Here is a 17,831-nt window from a genome sequence, read left to right as displayed (position 1 = left end):
TGCACGCAATACCGACGTATTGCTGTGCTTGGTGCCTTGTACTGCATCCCTGACCTTGAATTTCTAGGTGTGCACGGTGTAACAAAGCGGAGGAGAGAAAATAATTAAGAAACTCTGCGATCTCTGCCCCTCTGCGGTTAAGCTTTTAATTTTTTAGTCCCAACTTTTTATCTAGGTCGGTAAACCCTATGCTCGAATTTCAATTAATCAAAAAAGACAAAACCACCGCTGCGCGTCGCGGTCGCGTTACCGTGAATCATGGCGTGATCGAAACGCCGATTTTTATGCCGGTGGGAACTTACGGTTCGGTGAAGGCGATGTCGCCGCTAGAACTCAAAGAAATCGACGCCCACATCATCTTGGGGAATACCTTCCATTTGTGGTTGCGTCCAGGCTTAGACGTTGTGAATAAATTTGGCGGCCTGCATGATTTCATGGGTTGGGATAAGCCTATCTTGACTGACTCCGGTGGCTTTCAAGTATTCTCACTCGGTGCGATGCGTAAGATTACCGAAGAAGGCGTGAAGTTCGCTTCCCCGATTAGTGGCGAACGTTTGTTCTTGTCACCGGAAATTTCTATGCAAATTCAACGTGCCTTGAATTCCGACATCGTGATGCAATTCGATGAATGCACACCATATGAAATCGATGGTCGTCCAGCGACGAGTGAAGAAGCGGGCAAATCCATGCGTATGTCTTTGCGCTGGGCGCAACGTTCGATGAATGAATTTAAAGGCGGTGAAAATCCGAATGCCTTATTCGGTATCGTGCAAGGCGGCATGTTCGAAAACTTGCGCGACGAGTCTCTGGCGGCTTTGAATGAAATGGGTTTTGACGGTATGGCGATCGGCGGCTTGTCCGTCGGTGAACCAAAAGAAGATATGCTGCGCATCCTCTCGCACGTCGGCCCTAAATTACCAGAAAACAAACCACACTATTTAATGGGTGTCGGCACACCAGAAGACTTAGTTGCGGGTGTGGCGAACGGTATCGATATGTTCGATTGCGTGATGCCAACTCGCAATGCGCGAAACGGCTGGATCTTTACCCGCTTTGGTGATGTCAAAATCAAGAACGCACGTTACAAAGAAGACAAAGCGCCATTAGACGAAACTTGCACCTGCTACGCCTGCAAAAACTTCTCCCGCGCATATCTACACCACTTGCACCGCACCGGAGAAATCCTCGGCGCACGTTTAAATACTATCCACAATTTGCATTATTACCTAGAGCTGATGCGTCAGATTCGCTTGTCTTTGGATGAAGATCGCTTCCCTGAGTTCGTGGCGCAATTTAAAGCGGATCGGGCGCGTGGGGTGTAGTTAGGCCAAAAACTTTGTAAGTTCATACTGAAAATATCAGCCAACATCGGATTCTTGAGACAAGTTGTGATCAATTTGCCTTCAAGAATCGTTTGCACAACAAGTTTTCGCTTTGCTGGAATGAATTGGCAGAATCTAGCGAACCAAGTGCTAGAATGTTGCGCTTTGTTGCTAGGCATGAAAAATGCTGAACATTTTGGCAAAAATATTGTAGGGCTTTAAATCTTCAACATTGCCCCAAGATGCGTGCAAGTCTCTGATTTGTTTTAAAAAATTTATTCAATGGAGTTTTATCGTGTTTATTTCTAATGCTTACGCTCAAGCTGCTGGTGCAGCGCCAGAATCTTCTTTGATGAGCTTTTTGCCTATCATTTTGATGTTCGTGGTGTTGTACTTTGTCATGATTCGCCCACAAATGAAGCGTCAAAAAGAACAAAAAGCTATGTTGGATGCTTTGGCGAAAGGTGATGAAGTGATTACAGCTGGTGGTATCGCTGGCAAAGTAACGAAAGTTGCGGATGCATTTGTTTCCGTAGAAATTAGTAATGGCGTTGAAATGCAAGTTCAAAAAAGCGCAGTGACGACATTGTTACCAAAAGGCACGCTGAAATAAATCAGCGATCTTCGCAACAGGGGCAAAACGCATCGCTTTGCCCCTGATTTATTTTAGTTTCTGAGTTTTACGTAGTTTGTGTAGTTCTTTTTCTCGAATCCGCTATGAATCGTTATCCTCTCTGGAAGTACATCATCATCTTGATTTCGCTGGTCTTTGGTGCTTTGTATGCTGCACCGAATTTCTTCGGTGATTCAGTCGCTGTGCAAATTAATAGTGCAAAAGCCACAGTCAAAGTGGACGAGGCCATGATTGCGCGAGTTGAGCAAGTGCTTAAAGATGCAGGCATTAAATCGACTGGCTTTTCTTTTGATTACAACGGAATTCAAGGTTCGATTCGTGCACGTTTTGCGACAACAGACGCGCAGTTCAAAGCGAAAGCTGCATTGGAAAAAGGTTTGAATGTAGATCCTAGTGATCCTGTGTATACCGTCGCCTTGAATCTGTTACCAAATACGCCAGAATGGATGCAGAAGTTACACGCTTTCCCTATGTACTTAGGTTTGGACTTGCGCGGTGGCGTGCATTTCTTGATGAAAGTCGATACTTCAGCCGTATTGAATAATCGCTTGAATAGTTTGCAGTCTAGTTTGCGTAGCACGTTGAAAGATAAAGAAATTCGTCATGCGGGAATTTCGCGCGATGCCTCGTCGGTGACGGTAAAGTTCCGTGATGCAGAAACCCGTGCCAAAGCACGCGACATCATTACGCGTCAAATGAATGATGTAGATTTGCTTGATACCGTTGCGACGGCTGAAAATAGTGATATCGCGTTTAAGGTGACAATCAAGCCACAAGCATTAACCACTTTGATGAACGAAGGTGTAAAGCAGAATATCGCTGCCTTGTCGAAACGTGTAAATGAAATTGGTGTGGCAGAACCGATCATTCAGCAGCAAGGTGCAGATCGTATTGTGGTGCAGTTGCCTGGTGTGCAGGATGTTGCCCGTGCAAAAGCGATTATTGGTCGTACTGCCACGTTGGAAGTTCGTTTGGTTGATGAGAGTGTAATTGGCCCTGTTGACGAAAATACAGCAGTGCCATTTGGTTCCGAAATGTTTAAAGTCGGCCGTGGTGGTCCAGCGATTTTGTATAAAGAACCAATTGTTACAGGTGATGCGATCACTGGCGCCCAAGCGAGTTTTGATCAGAATCAGCAACCAGCAGTGAGTATCGACCTAAACAGTGAGGGTGGTCGACGTATGGGTGAGACTACTCGTCAGAATGTTGGTAAACGCATGGCCTTTGTTTTATTTGAAAAAGGTAAAGGCGAGCTTTTGCAAGTTGCAACGATTCAAGGTGTATTCAGCAATAAGTTTCAGACTACTGGTATGCGCTCAACCAATGAAGCAAACGAACTAGCTTTGTTATTGCGCTCTGGTGCATTGGCAGCACCGATGGAAGTAATTGAAGAACGTACGATTGGTGCGCAATTAGGTGCGGAAAATATCACTAAAGGTATTCATTCGACGATGTACGGTTTTGCCGCGATCGCCGTGTTTATGATTGTGTACTACATGATCTTTGGTTTCTTCAGCGTGTTTGCGTTAGCGGTCAATTTATTATTATTAGTTGGTATTTTGTCGGTGATGCAAGCGACCTTGACTTTACCAGGTATGGCGGCGATTGCATTAGCACTCGGTATGGCGATTGACGCCAACGTCTTGATTAATGAGCGGATTCGAGAAGAACTACGTGCGGGTAATTCACCACAGCATGCGATCTTGCAAGGTTTTGATCGTGCTTGGGCAACGATTCTTGATTCGAACGTAACTACATTTATCGCAGGATTGGCTTTGTTGTTGTTTGGTTCAGGCCCTATTAAAGCGTTTGCGATTGTGCATTGCCTGGGTATTTTGACTTCGATTTTCTCCGCGGTATTTGTGATGCGCGGTGTAGTGAATCTTTGGTATGGCCGTAAGAAGAAATTGACTTCGATTTCAATTGGTCAAATTTGGAAGCCTACTGAGTAATTTCAATTTGAAAAAATTGCATACACAGTACTTAGTCAATTAAGAAAAAGATTTAGGAATTTATCATGGAATTATTCCGTATTAAACGCGACATACCTTTCATGCGCCATGCGCTGATTTTTAATGTCATCTCAGCAGTTACTTTTGTTGCCGCAGTATTTTTCTTGCTGACCCGTGGTTTGCATTTATCCGTTGAGTTCACCGGCGGTACCTCAATGGAGGTGAGCTATAGTCAAGCTGCTGATACGACAAAAATTAGTGAGACGATTAAAGCACTTGGTTTGAGTGAAGTTGTAGTGCAAACTTTTGGTAAGGCACAAGATGTGGTGATACGTATGCCATTACCAAAAGTTGCCGAAGGCGCAGCCAAGCCGACCGAAAAAGAACTGAATGCAATGATTACCGCGCAAAACGAGCGCGTCTTAAATGCACTGAAAGTTGATCATCCAGATGTCAAGCTGCAAAGAACCGCTTTGGTTGGCGCGCAAGTTGGTGATGAATTGGCTCATGATGGCGTGATGGCATTACTGTTTGTGATCGTCGGCGTGATGGCGTATTTGGCGATTCGCTTTGAGTGGAAATACTCGGTGTCAGCGATTATCGCGAACTTGCATGACGTGGTGATTATTCTTGGTTTCTTCGCTTTCTTCCAGTGGGAGTTCGATCTTGCTGTATTGGCAGCGGTGTTGGCGGTATTGGGTTATTCCGTCAATGAATCCGTAGTTATTTTCGATCGTATTCGTGAAAACTTCTTGAAGATGCGTAAAGCAACGGTAACCGAAGTGATTGATAACGCGATTACCAGCACGATTTCTCGTACTATCATCACGCACGGTTCTACACAGATGATGGTGTTGTCTATGCTCTTGTTTGGTGGTCCAACTTTGGCTGGCTTCGCAAAAGCGCTGACGATTGGTATTTGCTTTGGTATTTACTCATCAGTTTTCGTTGCTGCGGCAATCGCGATGTGGTTAGGTGTTAAACGTGAAGACTTGATCAAGCCAGTGAAAGAAAAAGACGAGACCGATGGCGCAGTTGTGTAAATTGCCTATTTAGCATGTAGATCTTTAAATTGATCGCGTCGTTTTGGTAACAAAACGTATAAAAGAACAAAGCCAGCCTAAGTGCTGGCTTTTTCTTTGTTAAGATTCTGTACATCAAACAATCTCCGTATTTCGTTTGCAGAAAACTTTCTTAGTTTGTCTTGAGTTAGTGTGTTGTCTGAACCGAAATAATTTGCACCCAATTTACGATGCGTTACAGAACTTTCTCCGTATCAATTGTCTAAGGTGCTTCGATCTGAAAATCAAATCAACATGAAAAACGCAAAAATCTCGGTACTCGCTTTGTCCGTAGCTGTCGCCGCTGGTGGCTATTGGATGTGGAAGAAGAATGGTTCTGAAAGCACAGAAATTGTGGCCGGACAGACGATAGGCGGCAAGGCAGATAAAAATCGTCCGGTGATTGTGAACACCGTGTTAGCGCAGAAACGCGACTATGAAGTGAAATTAAAAGCCAATGGTGTCGTTTCTTCTTTGAACATTGTTGATGTGCGCCCGCAGATTTCTAGCGTGATAGAGAAGGTCCACATCAAAGAAGGGCAATTCGTGCGCGCTGGTGATATTTTATTCACCCTGGATAACCGCACTGATACGGTTAATTTGACAAAAGCACAGGCGCAGTTAGATAAAGAACTTGCAAGTTTGTCGGAGAACCAACGACAACTGGCACGTAGTAAAGAATTATTCGCGCAGAAATTTCAGTCACAAAGTGTGGTCGATGCGGCGCAAACTAGCGTCAACGCCCAACAAGCGGTGGTTGATGCCGCCAAAGCCGCAGTCGCTGCCGTCAAAGTTAGTTTGGGCTATAGCCGCATTGTTGCACCAGTAAGCGGACGTACTGGTTTAATCAACGTGTTCCCAGGATCTTTGGTGCAACCAAGTACTTCAGGCGCGGCCTTGGTCACTATCACGCAAATGGACCCAGTCGCTATTACCTTGCCACTACCGCAACGCAATCTGTCAGATGCCTTGGATAGCTTGAAGCGTGGTGACAGTGTTGCGATGGCGAGTCTGCCAGATAGCAACTTAAGCTTTAAAGGCAAGTTGCAGTTTATTGATAATGTGGTCGATCCAGTCTCTGGCACTGTGAAAGTGAAGGCGGTGTTCGATAACAAAGAAATGAAGCTGTGGCCAGGTGCTTACGCGAATATTGATTTGAGTGTGTTAACGCTCAAAGATGTGATCGTTGTACCACGCGATGCTTTGGTGATCGGTGTGAATGCGGTGACGGTTTTTATTGCAGATAAAGATGGCAAGGCAGCACAGAAACAAGTGAAAGTGCAGTATAGCTATGGCAATGACGCCATCGTGACCGGCTTGGAAGAAGGCATGAAGGTAGTGCTTGAAGGTAAGCAAAACTTACGTCCAGGTGTGCCGATTAAGGATCGTGCTGATGCGATTGGTGGTAATGGCGCTAGTGGTGATGCAGATAAATCGGATAAATCCGAAGCGAAAAAATCTGCTTCGAATCCTCCTGCTTCTGCAGGGGCAACTGCTCCAAGTCCAGCTTCAGCGGCAGCTTCCGCAGCGAGTGCATCATGAACTTATCGGAGTTATTTATTCGTCGTCCGGTGATGACGATATTGCTGAATATCTCGGTGGTTATCGCAGGTATTTTGGCGTATCGCATGATACCGATTGCTGCTCTGCCTAGTTATAACACGCCAGTGATTAGCGTTGGTGCTGGTTTGCCTGGTGCAAGTCCAGAGACGATGGCTACCTCAGTTGCGTTGCCGTTAGAAAAACAATTTTCTACTATTCCGGGTCTTGCCACCATTAGTTCTAGCAGTACGCTAGGTTCCACTTCTTTGACCTTGGAATTTGATCCTAGTCGCAATGTTGATGATGCAGCGGTTGACGTACAGGCAGCTTTGTTGCGCGCGCAGCGTTCTTTGCCTATAGAAATGACTTCGTTGCCATCGTATCGCAAAGTGAATCCCGCCGATTCCGCAGTGTTGGTGCTGGCATTGACTTCTCCATCGTTGAGTTTGTCGGAATTAACCAATTATGCTGAACATTTGATTTCGCCTAATTTGTCGACTTTAGCCGGCGTTGCGCAGGTCAATATTTTTGGTATTCGTCGCTATGCGGTGCGTATTAGAGTTGACCCAGGTGCATTGGCAACACGCAATATCGGTTTCGATGAAATTACGACTAGTATCCGAGCTGCCAATTCGATTGCCCCTGTTGGGACTTTGGATGGTGACAAACAAACCTTAACCATCGTCGCGAATAAGCAATTACAAAACGCCGCCGAGTTTGCCAATATTATTGTCAGCAATAAGGGTGGGCAAGTTGTTCGTTTGCGTGATGTTGCGAGCGTTGAAGATAGTTATGAAACCGTGAAGTCGGTTGGTAATTTCAACGGTGAGCCAGCGATTATGTTGGCGATTCAACGTCAGACCGACGCCAATACGGTGAAAGTGGTAGACGCGATTAAAGCGGCGATTCCAGGCTTTAAAGCACAATTACCAGCGTCGGTGAATATCACACTAGCGAATGATCGTTCGGTCTCGGTGCGTGATGCTTTACATGATGTGAATTTGACTTTGCTACTAACGATTTTCCTAGTGATTGTGGTGATTTTCTTATTCTTGCGTCATATGGTTGCGACCATCATTCCAGCATTGTCGTTACCCGTATCTTTGGTTGGCGCAGTCTTTTTGCTTTGGGCGTTTGACTATACCCTAGACAATATTTCGCTACTGGGGATTACCTTGGCGGTGGGCTTGGTCGTCGATGATGCGATTGTGATGTTGGAAAATATTATTCGACACGTGGAGATGGGTGAGTCACCGTTTGAAGCGGCATTGAAAGGTTCACGCGAGGTTGGGTTCACGATTATTTCTATCTCAACTTCATTGATCGCGGTGTTTATCCCGATTTTCTTCATGCCCGGCGTGATTGGTCAGCTGTTTCATGAATTTGCGGTCGTGGTTAGTTTGGCGATCATCGTGTCAGCCTTTGTTTCATTGACTCTGGTACCGATGTTAGCAAGCCGTTTCTTGAAGGCAGAGCGTGATCACGCAGCGCCATCCAAGTGGATGGGTGCATTGACACATAGTTTCGAGCGCGGCTTTACCGCTTCTTTGCATGCATACACGCGCGGTTTGGATATGGCGCTTGCGCATCGTAAGTTTGTGTTATTCGTTGCACTGTTGACGTTTATCGCAACTGCTTATTTGTTCCATACCATTCCAAAGGGTTTCTTCCCTGAAGAAGATATCGGACAGATTAATGTTTCTACCGAAGCAGCTGAAGATACATCGTTTCCAGCGATGGTGATCTTGCAAGAAAAGGTCGCTAAGATTTTGCGTGAAGATCCCAATGTATTGACGGTTTCTTCGTTTCATGGCGGTGGCGGTTCGCAAAATACTGGACGTGGTTTTATTAATCTGAAACCGCGTGGTGAGCGTAAGCCGATGAAAGAAGTGGTCGAAGGTTTACGTAATAAATTGAAAGCCGTACCAGGAATTACCGTGTTCTTGCGACCAACCCAAAACTTACAGTTAGGTGGTCGTCCAAGTAAGAGTCAATACCAATTCATCATGCAAAGTGTGGATGCAAGTGAACTCAGTAGCTGGGCTTTCAAGATGCAAGACAAGATGCGTGCTGATCCTGGCTTTAAAGACGTTACGACCGATTCACAACTGAAAGGTTTGCAAGCTTCTATTTCGATAGACCGTGATCGCGCCAATTCTTTAGGCGTGGGTATCGATGCAATTCGTGCTGCTTTGTATAGTGCATTTGGTGAGCGACAAATTGCGACTTTATTTACCAGTGTGGATAGTTACGCAGTGGTACTCGAAGTAGCGCCAGAAAATCGTAAAGACGAGTCGGCAATCGGCAGTATTTATGTGCGTAGTAACACCGGCAATTTAGTGCCAATGTCGAGTTTTGCGACGGTCACGCGTACGGTTGGTCCAACGGCGATTAACCACGTTGGTCAGTTACAAGCAGTGACGGTGTCATTCAATCTTGCGCCGGATATGCCTTTAGGTGATGCGACTAATAAGATCGACAAGTTTAAAGATGAAATCAAATTACCTTCATCAATTATTACTTCGTATGGTGGTGATGCGGCGGTGTTTAAAGATTCACAAGCTGGGCAAATGATTTTGATTATTTCTGCTTTGTTGGTGATCTATGTTTTGCTTGGTGTTTTGTACGAGAGCTTCATTCATCCGATTACGATTTTGGCTGGTTTGCCATCGGCTGCGGTTGGTGCTTTGCTGATGTTAGAAATGTTTGGTAAAGACCTGACCTTGATTGCAACCATCGGTATCTTGTTATTGATTGGTATCGTCAAGAAGAACGCGATTATGATGATTGACTTCGCGCTCGACGCACAACGCAATCGCGGTATGAATCCAACCGAAGCGATCCGTGAAGCCTGTATTGAGCGTTTCCGTCCTATCATGATGACGACTTTGGCCGCGCTAGTTGGTGCTTTGCCGATTGCTTTAGGATTAGGTGCGGGCGCCGAGTTACGTCAGCCTTTAGGTTTGGCGGTGGTCGGTGGTTTGATTTTCTCGCAAGCGATCACGCTATTCATTACACCTGTGCTCTATCTTGCTCTAGATAAGTACAGTGGCAAAGGACCGATTGTTGGAAATACGATTTAGTGTTTGCATGATTGAGTCAATACAAACCGCGTTGTGTTTTGATTTGTGTTAACCATCTACCAGCAAGAGTGAAAGCTAAATCGAGAGTTAGATTAAAGCTGAAGTAAAAGTAAGCGGTTAAAAAACAAAACCCGCGATTCATCATTTGTACAAATTGATGAATCGCGGGTTTTGTCATTGCAGTGATCGTCATCAGAAGATCGCTAGCATTTAGTGGGTTTTGTGATCCTTGGCTGTATCTGCCAAAAAGCGTGTTAGCACATGATTCGTCATACCTTTTGCTAGCTCTTCTTCGCCCAAGAACACAATGTCTGAGTTCGCTTGGGTTTCTTCCTTCAGCAATTGCATTTCGTCGGCACTATCCGCGCACATGACAATTTCTATGTTGGGATTGAGCGTGCGAGCAGTGTGAATCATTTGACGCGCATTCAAGGTATCTGGTGTCGCGATCACTAGCATCGCGGCATCATGTATGTGAGCTTGAACCAAGACCACGGCATCAGCCGCATTACCGGAAACCGCAACGATGCCTTGACCGCGAATTTTTTCAACCAGTTCGCGATTTTGTTCAGCCACTACAAACGGAATATGCTGTGCGCTTAATGCGGCACCGATTCTGCTACCTATTCGACCATAGCCAACCAATACGATTTGTCCTTGTAAATATTTATTATCTGTCGATTGCGGTAACTCGGCGTAAGGATCTTGCCTTTGCTCTAGATTACGCGCTAATTGTGAGTTGGCCAGCGCCCATCGACGTATCGGCTCAACTGCCGCAAACAGAACTGGGTTGAGCGCGATGGAGATTAATGCACTCGCCAAAATTAAACTCATGCCTTCAGCTGGCATTAAACCGAGGCTAACACCAAGACCAGCGAGAATAAACGAGAACTCACCAATTTGAGCCAAGCTCGCGGCCACTGTTAGTGCGGTATTGAGTGGATAGCGGAAGGCAATGACCAAGGCAACTGCCGCTAAGGATTTACCAAAGATAATAATGGCCACCACGCCTAATACACGCAACGGTTGTTCGATCACAATCACAGGATCAAACAACATGCCGACTGAGACAAAGAACAAGACTGAAAATGCGTCGCGTAATGGCAGTGATTCTTCGGCAGCACGATGGCTAAATTCTGACTCGCGCATCACAGTACCAGCGAAAAAAGCACCGAGTGCAAACGACACACTGAACAAGGCAGACGCGCCAAACGCGATGCCGATCGCGCAAGCAATCACCGATAAAGTAAATAACTCACGCGATCCTGTACGTGACACTTGCCATAACAACCAAGGTAATACACGGCGACCAACAACCAACATCAAGACGATGAAAGCGACCACCTGCAATAAGGTTTTTCCTAAAGCCATCCATAGCGGTGTTTCTGGTGTTGCGCTGCTGACCGTGCCACCCAACACACCAGCCAGCGCTGGCAATAAAACCAAAAAGAGCACTGTCGCCAGATCTTCGACCACCAACCAACCTACTGCGATGCGACCATTCATCGAGTCTAAAATGCCACGTGCCTCTAAAGCCTTTAGCAGTACCACAGTACTGGCACAAGAAAGAGACAAGCCAAACACCAAACCGCTGCCAAAACTCCAGCCTAACCACCATGCCATCAACATGCCTAGGCCAGTGGCCATGCCCATCTGTAATACCGCACCAGGAAGGGCGATGCGTTTGACAGCTAATAAATCTTTTAAAGAAAAATGGAGGCCGACACCAAACATCAATAACATGACACCAATCTCGGAGAGTTGCGAAGCGATATTGGCGTCAGCAACAAAGCCTGGTGTGGCTGGGCCTATCAAAATCCCAGCAACGAGATAGCCGACTAAGGCGGGCAACTTAATCTTTTCGGCGATGAAGCCAAAGATCAGCGCAAAGCCAAAGCCTGCTGCTAAGGTGGTAATTAAGGAAATGTTATGTGTCAAAATGGACTCTCCTGAAATTGATGCTTAGCATTGGAAATGCATTTTAACATCATGATTTAATTCGATTTATTTCTGGCTAAAATCGTTGCGGATAATTTTTCCGAATTACAAAGAACATCCTTACTAAAACGTTCTGCAAATAAACTAAAATAGCGGCTTCATTGTTCATTTTTACGCTAGGACTGACACCATGGCCGTTAATTCTCTGATTCCACTCGCCGCCGATTTAAAACCAGTGAAAGGTATTGAACTGGGTTTTGCTCAGGCAGGTATTCGCAAGGCAAATCGTAAAGATTTGTTGGTGATGAAGTTAGCACCAACAGCGACAGTGGCAGGGGTATTTACGACGAATCGTTTTTGTGCAGCGCCGGTGCAAGTGTGCAAAGCCCATTTAGAGAGTCCGCACATGGCGGTTGGCCCAATTCGCGCACTAGTGGTAAATACCGGTAATGCCAATGCAGGAACTGGCGATGCAGGACTCGCCGCAGCAAATGCGACTTGCCATGCCTTGGCAGAATATTTGGGATGCGAGCCATCGCAAATTTTGCCATTCTCGACAGGCGTTATTTTGGAACAATTGCCGGTTGATCGCTTGATTGCTGGTATGCCGGCAGCAATTGCCAGTTTAAGTGAAGATAATTGGTTTGCCGCTGCAGAAGCGATTATGACCACCGATACCCAGCCGAAAGCAGCTTCAAGCTCAGTCGTCATTAATGGTATTCCAGTAACTTTGACTGGCATCAGTAAAGGTGCTGGCATGATCAAGCCAAATATGGCGACGATGTTGGGTTATTTGGCTTTGGACGCAAAAGTGTCGCAAGCGGTTTTGGATCATCTGGTAAAGAAAGCAGCAGATCATTCTTTTAATTGCATCACGATTGATGGCGATACTTCGACCAATGATTCATTCATGTTGATTGCGACCGGTACTTCTGCCTTAGAGATCAACGAACTCGATACGCCAGAATATAACGCGCTCGCAGAAGCGGTGATCGCCTTGTCGCAAAAATTGGCGCACATGATTATTCGCGATGGCGAGGGCGCTACCAAATTTATTAGCATTGTTGTTGAAGAAGGTTTAGATGTAGAGGAATGCCGCAAGATTGCGTACTCGATCGCACATTCACCTTTAGTTAAAACCGCCTTTTTTGCATCCGATCCAAACCTTGGTCGGATTCTCGCCGCGATTGGTTACGCGGGTGTGAATGATTTGGATGTTAGCAAGATTAATCTGTATTTGGACGATGTTTGGGTTGCTAAAAATGGCGGCCGTAATCCAGATTATCGCGAAGAAGATGGCCAACGCGTAATGAAGCAAAGTGAAATTACGATTCACGTCAAATTAGCGCGCGGCACAGCGAAGACCACCGTATGGACTTGCGATTTATCGCACGACTACGTATCCATCAATGCAGATTATCGTTCTTGATTTTTCGATTGCCTTCGTTCGCTTCTTCACCGACGAGGTGAAGAAGCGAGCATGGAAGCCATTGTAATTGCCGTATAACCCATCCAGAATTTGTTCCTCAGCGACTTCATTGCGCCATTTCTTATGTCCCAACTTGATCAATTCTTGCAACGTGCAGAGCAGTTACTTAATCGCATTGAGGCTTATTTGCCAGCGGCTTTACCAGCACCCGATTGGCAGGCAGCGACGGCTTTTCGTTGGCGGAAACGGGCTGGTCAAGGATATTTGCAAGCAGTAAAACATGTGAGCAAGTTGGTGTTCGAAGATTTACAGCACATCAATATACAGAAAGAATTGATCGCCCAAAACACGCGTCAATTTGTGCAAGGAAAGCCTGCGAATAATGTCTTACTCACTGGTGCTCGCGGTACCGGAAAGTCTTCTTTAATTAAAGCCTGTTTGCAAGAATTTGCGACGCAAGGATTGCGTTTAATTGAGATCGATAAAGCTGATATGAGTGATTTGCCAGACATCATTGATTTGATCGCAGAACGCCCAGAAAAATTTATTCTGTTTTGTGATGATCTTTCATTTGAAGATGGCGAAGCTGGTTATAAAGCCTTAAAAGTTGCACTTGATGGCAGCATCTCAGCGCAATCAGACAATGTGCTGATCTACGCAACTTCCAATCGACGTCATCTAATGCCAGAAAAAATGTCTGACAATGCGAGCTATACGCATGATGAAGATGGTGATTTGCATCCAGGTGAAACAGTAGAAGAAAAGATTTCCCTGTCTGAGCGCTTTGGTTTGTGGGTGTCGTTTTATCCGTTTAAGCAAGACGATTATTTAGATATCGTTGCATATTGGTTGCGAAGTTTTTCTTGCTCACCCGCACAGATCGAGGCGGCGCGAGCCGATGCGCTGCGTTGGGCCTTGCAACGCGGGTCGCGATCAGGCCGTGTCGCTTGGCAATTCGCCCGCGATTTTGCGGGTCGCCAAGCATAATTTTCCCTTACACTTTTCTCTGAAATGCAAACTATGAGCGCAAGCCCAGTAAATGTTGCTGTCGGCATTTTGATGAAACCAAATGGCGACGTCTTATTAGGACAACGACCACAAGGCAAACCATATGCTGGTTACTGGGAATTCCCCGGCGGTAAAGTGGAGCAAGATGAATCCATATTGGATGCACTTAAGCGGGAATTTATGGAAGAGCTTGGGGTACAAATTATCCAAGCGGAACCCTGGTGTGGCGTTGAATACATTTACCCGCATGCCCACGTACGCTTACATTTTTATATTGCACGTGAATGGCGTGGCGAGCCACAAAGCCTAGAAGGGCAAGCTTTTGCTTGGCAAGGCACTGTCGCGGTTGAACCTTTATTGCCAGCAACTATCCCTTTGATTGAATTCCTCAATCAATTACGTTATGACACAGATGCTGCTACTAGCAAATAATTCAAACTAGCTTGCCAGCTTAGTTTGAAGCCATTTTTTGTTTTTGATAATTCCCCCACAGGCCTTCGATTTTTATCGAGGGCTTTTTTGTTTCTACTTGAAACTATTTAGTCGCTGTTGAACAATAAAAAACGCGACAGCAAAATGTCAAAAAAGTTTCATTTAAATCGTGCAAAAAAGCCCTCATTAAAAATAATTCAAGGACGTTTAAATTTACTTGTTGCGAGAATGAGATAGATTGTGTTTTATTTTTTAAAATAGCCTATAAAGAAAGACTTTTGATTGTTCATACTTTTCTAGCTGTTTAATATATTCCTTCTATATGTGTAAATATCTTTTCACATATGGATTTTATAAAAACACAAGAAAGGATAAAAATGACAAACAACAAACAAGCAGCCTTCGCCAGACGGTCTGCAATTGCCTTGGCTATTAGTATGTGTTTTGCGACAGCAGCAATGGCGCAAAGCTCAGATGGTTCGATCTTTGGACGCGCTACCGCAAATGCAAAAATTAGCATTACTAGCTTGGAAAATGGGTCTAACCGTTTAATCGATGCGAATCCGGATGGGACTTTTCGAATCGCGAAAGTTAGCCCTGGTAAGTATAAAATTGTTTCTGACGGTGTGACTCAGGAAATTGAAGTTGTGATAGGGACGGGAACAGAGGTCTCTTTGCTATCGACTTCAAGCGTTGTTGTAAAGGGGTCACGCACTCGCCAAACAATTGATGTTTCGAGTGTTGAGTCGAATACTGTATTTACCCAAGCAGAAATTCAATCAATGCCTATTCCTCGAAGCGCTACAGCTGTTGCGATGCTGGCTCCAGGGACAGTTCAAGGTGATTCAGGCTTGGCGAATTTGCCGTCTTTTGGAGGAGCGTCTATTGCAGAGAATGCCTATTTTATTAATGGCATGGATGTTACTAATGTACGAACTTTGCTTTCGTTTGCGAGTCTTCCATTTGATGCGATTGAACAACAACAAATTAAGACTGGTGGGTACAGTGCCGAGTATGGCCGTTCATTAGGCGGTGTGATTGGTTTGACATCTAAACGTGGTTCAAATACTTGGAAGGGGGGTGTTGGTGTTATTTATTCACCAAGCTCTTTCAGTGCAAAACCTAACAATATTCGAAGTAAAGAGACACCAAGTCTATGGTATTCGTACACTAGAGGTAATACATCAAATTCAACCGAGGTGAACGCTAACTTGGGTGGTCCTATCATCAAAGATAAGTTGTTTGTGTGGGGTATGGTGACCAGTACTAATAACTTCTCTGATAGCTATGGACGGACTTCGAGTACGGCTTCTGAATCAGGGCGTCCAAATGGGATGGTAAAACTCGATTTTGTTCCTTCTGGTGATCATCGATTCGAAGTAACCGCAATAACAAATCATTCAAAGAGCCATAGTTTTACTTGGCAACCAAGGCCATATCCAGAAGAATACGCGTTGACTCATTTCGGTGATCCACTAGTTAGCTCAAATAAAAGTTTAGCCAACGTTTTTATCGGAAAATATACGGGTTATCTCACGGATAATTTGACTGTTTCATTGTTAACTGGAGCGACGAACGCCTATACAGGACTGACAAAAGGTGCTTCTGCATCTCGTAAATATGAGCCGAACTCCCCTTGTCCTTATGTGACAGCCACTGATATAACTGGCAAGGTAACTTATCCAGGTTGTTATGTGTTGCCTGCGGTCTCAGCAAGAGATTCTGTTGAGGAAAATTTTGATAAACGGCGTAGTAATCGACTAGATCTTGAATATACAATCGGAAATCATCGAATTACAGCCGGCGTTGATTTGCAAGATTGGAAATCAGCAATTGCCGGATCTCGTAGCAATTCTGCAGGTAAAACTTATGCTTACTTGGTATCTAAAACGGGTGAAGTGAATTTGGTAAAGAATGCTGTCGTTCCCGGCGGAGAATATGTTCGCACATCTCTTGGCTATTCAACTTCGGGTGTTTATCAGGTCGTGAATGATGCAAAGTATATCGAAGATAAATGGCAAGCAATGCGCAATTTAGTGCTTTACGGTGGATTGCGTTGGGAATCATTTGTAAATAAAAATGCCGCAGGCACGCCATTTATCGAAAAGAAAAATCTGCTCGCGCCAAGACTTGGTTTTGCTTGGAACGTCAAAGGGGATGCGACTACGAAATTATATGGTAATGCAGGCCGATACTATATTCCTGTCGCTGCAAATACAAATTATCGTGCCACTCAAATCTCATATAGTGAAACAGAGTTCTTCACGTTCACTTCAAAAGATCCAAAAAATGGTGTCCCTAGCGGTTTAGTGCCAATTGGAAATAAAGTGAAGTCTGGTCTGCCAACCTATCCAAATCCGGGTAGTATCGTTGATCCTAACTTAAAGCCAATGAATCAAGATGAATTTATTTTGGGTATTCAACAAGCTGTTGCGAAAAATTTATCTGCGGGACTTAAATACACAAACCGACGATTGAATTCCGGGATGGACGATTATTGCTCGGAAGGTCCAATTGTCAAACATTTGCGTGCAAATGGATATCCTAATTTTAAGAGTGAGAATCTCCCAGAGTGTGTTTTGCTGAATCCAGGTAGTGATCTCACCTTAAAATTAGATGTAAACGGGGATGGCAAGTTAGTACAGACAACGATCCCCGCTAGCGTGATTGGCCTACCCAAGTACACGCGTTTATATGATGGCTTAGAATTCTCTTTAGATCGTCCATTCGACGGAGTTTGGTCTGTAGGGGGATCTTATGTGTGGTCGAAAAGTAGGGGAACTGGTGAGGGGTATGTTCAATCAAACTTAAATCAAGGCGACGCTGGTATTACTCAAGATTTTGATTACGCTGCGTTAGCAGATGGTTCTGATGGATTTTTGCCAAATGACCGTCGGCATCAGTTTAAGTTGTATGGTCACCTTAAGTTTAGTGACACATGGACGTTTGGCTTTAACTCATCTGTAACTTCTGGACGACCAACGAGTTGTATTGGTTTTGTGCCAAAAACGACCTATGATTTTTATGATTCAAATGGGAAAATTGATCGTGGTGCAGGTCACTATACTAGTCCATCTAGTTACTATTGCTTGAACGATCAGGGTGTGTCAGTCCTTAATCAGCGTGGAAGTGGCCCAAGAACACCGTGGGTGAAACAACTTGATTTGTCAGCAAATTACAATCAGAAAATTGGCCCTGGAATGTTGACGGTACAATTTTCATTAGTGAATTTGTTTGATAGTCGAACCACAACAGAATGGAATGAAGTACGCGATTTCAGTCGGACAGAATCGACCCGAATTGCTAAGAACTATCAACTGCCGACTGCGTGGCAGACTCCCCGCTACTTGCGATTGTCAGCACGTTATAACTTCTAATGCTCATGTTTGCTTCGCTGAGAGAAGCTAAGTTTTTTCGATGTGAAGTTGCG

11 protein-coding genes are annotated in these 17,831 nt (G+C 44.9%); 10 read left to right on the top strand and 1 reads right to left on the bottom strand.

Translation table 11 applies throughout. The features are described 5' to 3' along the window. Positions 1 to 188 precede the first annotated feature (188 nt). From tgt to IE103_RS10925, 6 genes are all read left to right on the top strand, one after another. The gene (gene tgt, locus IE103_RS10950) at positions 189 to 1,322 is read left to right on the top strand and encodes a tRNA guanosine(34) transglycosylase Tgt (RefSeq protein WP_189346140.1); all 1,134 of its coding nucleotides are present in this window, start codon (positions 189 to 191) and stop codon (positions 1,320 to 1,322) included. A gap of 292 nt (positions 1,323 to 1,614) precedes the next feature. Next, positions 1,615 to 1,935: a preprotein translocase subunit YajC gene (gene yajC, locus IE103_RS10945; RefSeq protein WP_189346360.1), complete on the top strand. Its 321-nt coding sequence runs from the start codon at positions 1,615 to 1,617 to the stop codon at positions 1,933 to 1,935. A gap of 104 nt (positions 1,936 to 2,039) precedes the next feature. Then, on the top strand, positions 2,040 to 3,908 hold the full coding sequence (secD, locus tag IE103_RS10940; RefSeq protein WP_189346139.1) for a protein translocase subunit SecD: 1,869 nt from the start codon (positions 2,040 to 2,042) through the stop codon (positions 3,906 to 3,908). A gap of 65 nt (positions 3,909 to 3,973) precedes the next feature. Beyond that, entirely contained in the window at positions 3,974 to 4,951 is a 978-nt protein-coding gene (gene secF / locus IE103_RS10935) for a protein translocase subunit SecF (RefSeq protein WP_189346138.1), read from the top strand. A gap of 273 nt (positions 4,952 to 5,224) precedes the next feature. Further along, positions 5,225 to 6,511: an efflux RND transporter periplasmic adaptor subunit gene (locus IE103_RS10930; protein ID WP_189346137.1), complete on the top strand. Its 1,287-nt coding sequence runs from the start codon at positions 5,225 to 5,227 to the stop codon at positions 6,509 to 6,511. Then, complete coding sequence (locus tag IE103_RS10925) at positions 6,508 to 9,594, top strand: efflux RND transporter permease subunit (protein ID WP_189346136.1); 3,087 nt, start codon at positions 6,508 to 6,510, stop codon at positions 9,592 to 9,594. The genes IE103_RS10930 and IE103_RS10925 overlap by 4 nt, the downstream gene beginning before the upstream one ends. Positions 9,595 to 9,804: 210 nt before the next feature. On the opposite strand, the gene IE103_RS10920 is transcribed toward IE103_RS10925, so the two are convergent. Further along, positions 9,805 to 11,532, bottom strand: coding sequence for a cation:proton antiporter domain-containing protein (locus IE103_RS10920; RefSeq protein WP_189346135.1), 1,728 nt, complete (start codon positions 11,530 to 11,532; stop codon positions 9,805 to 9,807). A 190-nt stretch (positions 11,533 to 11,722) separates the two neighbouring features. Between IE103_RS10920 and argJ the strand changes: the two genes are divergently transcribed. From argJ to IE103_RS10900, 4 genes are all read left to right on the top strand, one after another. After that, positions 11,723 to 12,961, top strand: coding sequence for a bifunctional glutamate N-acetyltransferase/amino-acid acetyltransferase ArgJ (gene argJ / locus IE103_RS10915; RefSeq protein ID WP_189346134.1), 1,239 nt, complete (start codon positions 11,723 to 11,725; stop codon positions 12,959 to 12,961). Positions 12,962 to 13,084: 123 nt separating this feature from the next. Beyond that, complete coding sequence (locus IE103_RS10910) at positions 13,085 to 13,948, top strand: ATP-binding protein (RefSeq protein WP_189346133.1); 864 nt, start codon at positions 13,085 to 13,087, stop codon at positions 13,946 to 13,948. 24 nt (positions 13,949 to 13,972) lie between these two features. Continuing rightward, complete coding sequence (locus tag IE103_RS10905; RefSeq protein ID WP_189346132.1) at positions 13,973 to 14,401, top strand: NUDIX domain-containing protein; 429 nt, start codon at positions 13,973 to 13,975, stop codon at positions 14,399 to 14,401. 377 nt (positions 14,402 to 14,778) lie between these two features. Further along, positions 14,779 to 17,778, top strand: a complete 3,000-nt coding sequence (locus IE103_RS10900; RefSeq protein WP_189346131.1) for a TonB-dependent receptor — start codon at positions 14,779 to 14,781, stop codon at positions 17,776 to 17,778. The last annotated feature ends 53 nt before the right edge of the window (positions 17,779 to 17,831 follow it).

Source organism: Affinundibacterium macrobrachii, assembly GCF_014652415.1.
In the GTDB taxonomy this organism is placed as follows: domain Bacteria; phylum Pseudomonadota; class Gammaproteobacteria; order Burkholderiales; family Burkholderiaceae_D; genus Undibacterium; species Undibacterium macrobrachii.
This window is presented reverse-complemented; position numbering and strand designations above follow the sequence as displayed.

Bases quoted from the DNA above. Each gene is read 5' to 3' on its own strand.
- argJ (WP_189346134.1), top strand. From the start codon at position 11,723: ATGGCCGTTAATTCTCTGATTCCACTCGCCGCCGATTTAAAACCAGTG.
- IE103_RS10910 (WP_189346133.1), top strand. From the start codon at position 13,085: ATGTCCCAACTTGATCAATTCTTGCAACGTGCAGAGCAGTTACTTAAT.
- IE103_RS10905 (WP_189346132.1), top strand. From the start codon at position 13,973: ATGCAAACTATGAGCGCAAGCCCAGTAAATGTTGCTGTCGGCATTTTG.
- secF (WP_189346138.1), top strand. From the start codon at position 3,974: ATGGAATTATTCCGTATTAAACGCGACATACCTTTCATGCGCCATGCG.
- tgt (WP_189346140.1), top strand. From the start codon at position 189: ATGCTCGAATTTCAATTAATCAAAAAAGACAAAACCACCGCTGCGCGT.
- IE103_RS10900 (WP_189346131.1), top strand. From the start codon at position 14,779: ATGACAAACAACAAACAAGCAGCCTTCGCCAGACGGTCTGCAATTGCC.
- IE103_RS10930 (WP_189346137.1), top strand. From the start codon at position 5,225: ATGAAAAACGCAAAAATCTCGGTACTCGCTTTGTCCGTAGCTGTCGCC.
- IE103_RS10925 (WP_189346136.1), top strand. From the start codon at position 6,508: ATGAACTTATCGGAGTTATTTATTCGTCGTCCGGTGATGACGATATTG.
- secD (WP_189346139.1), top strand. From the start codon at position 2,040: ATGAATCGTTATCCTCTCTGGAAGTACATCATCATCTTGATTTCGCTG.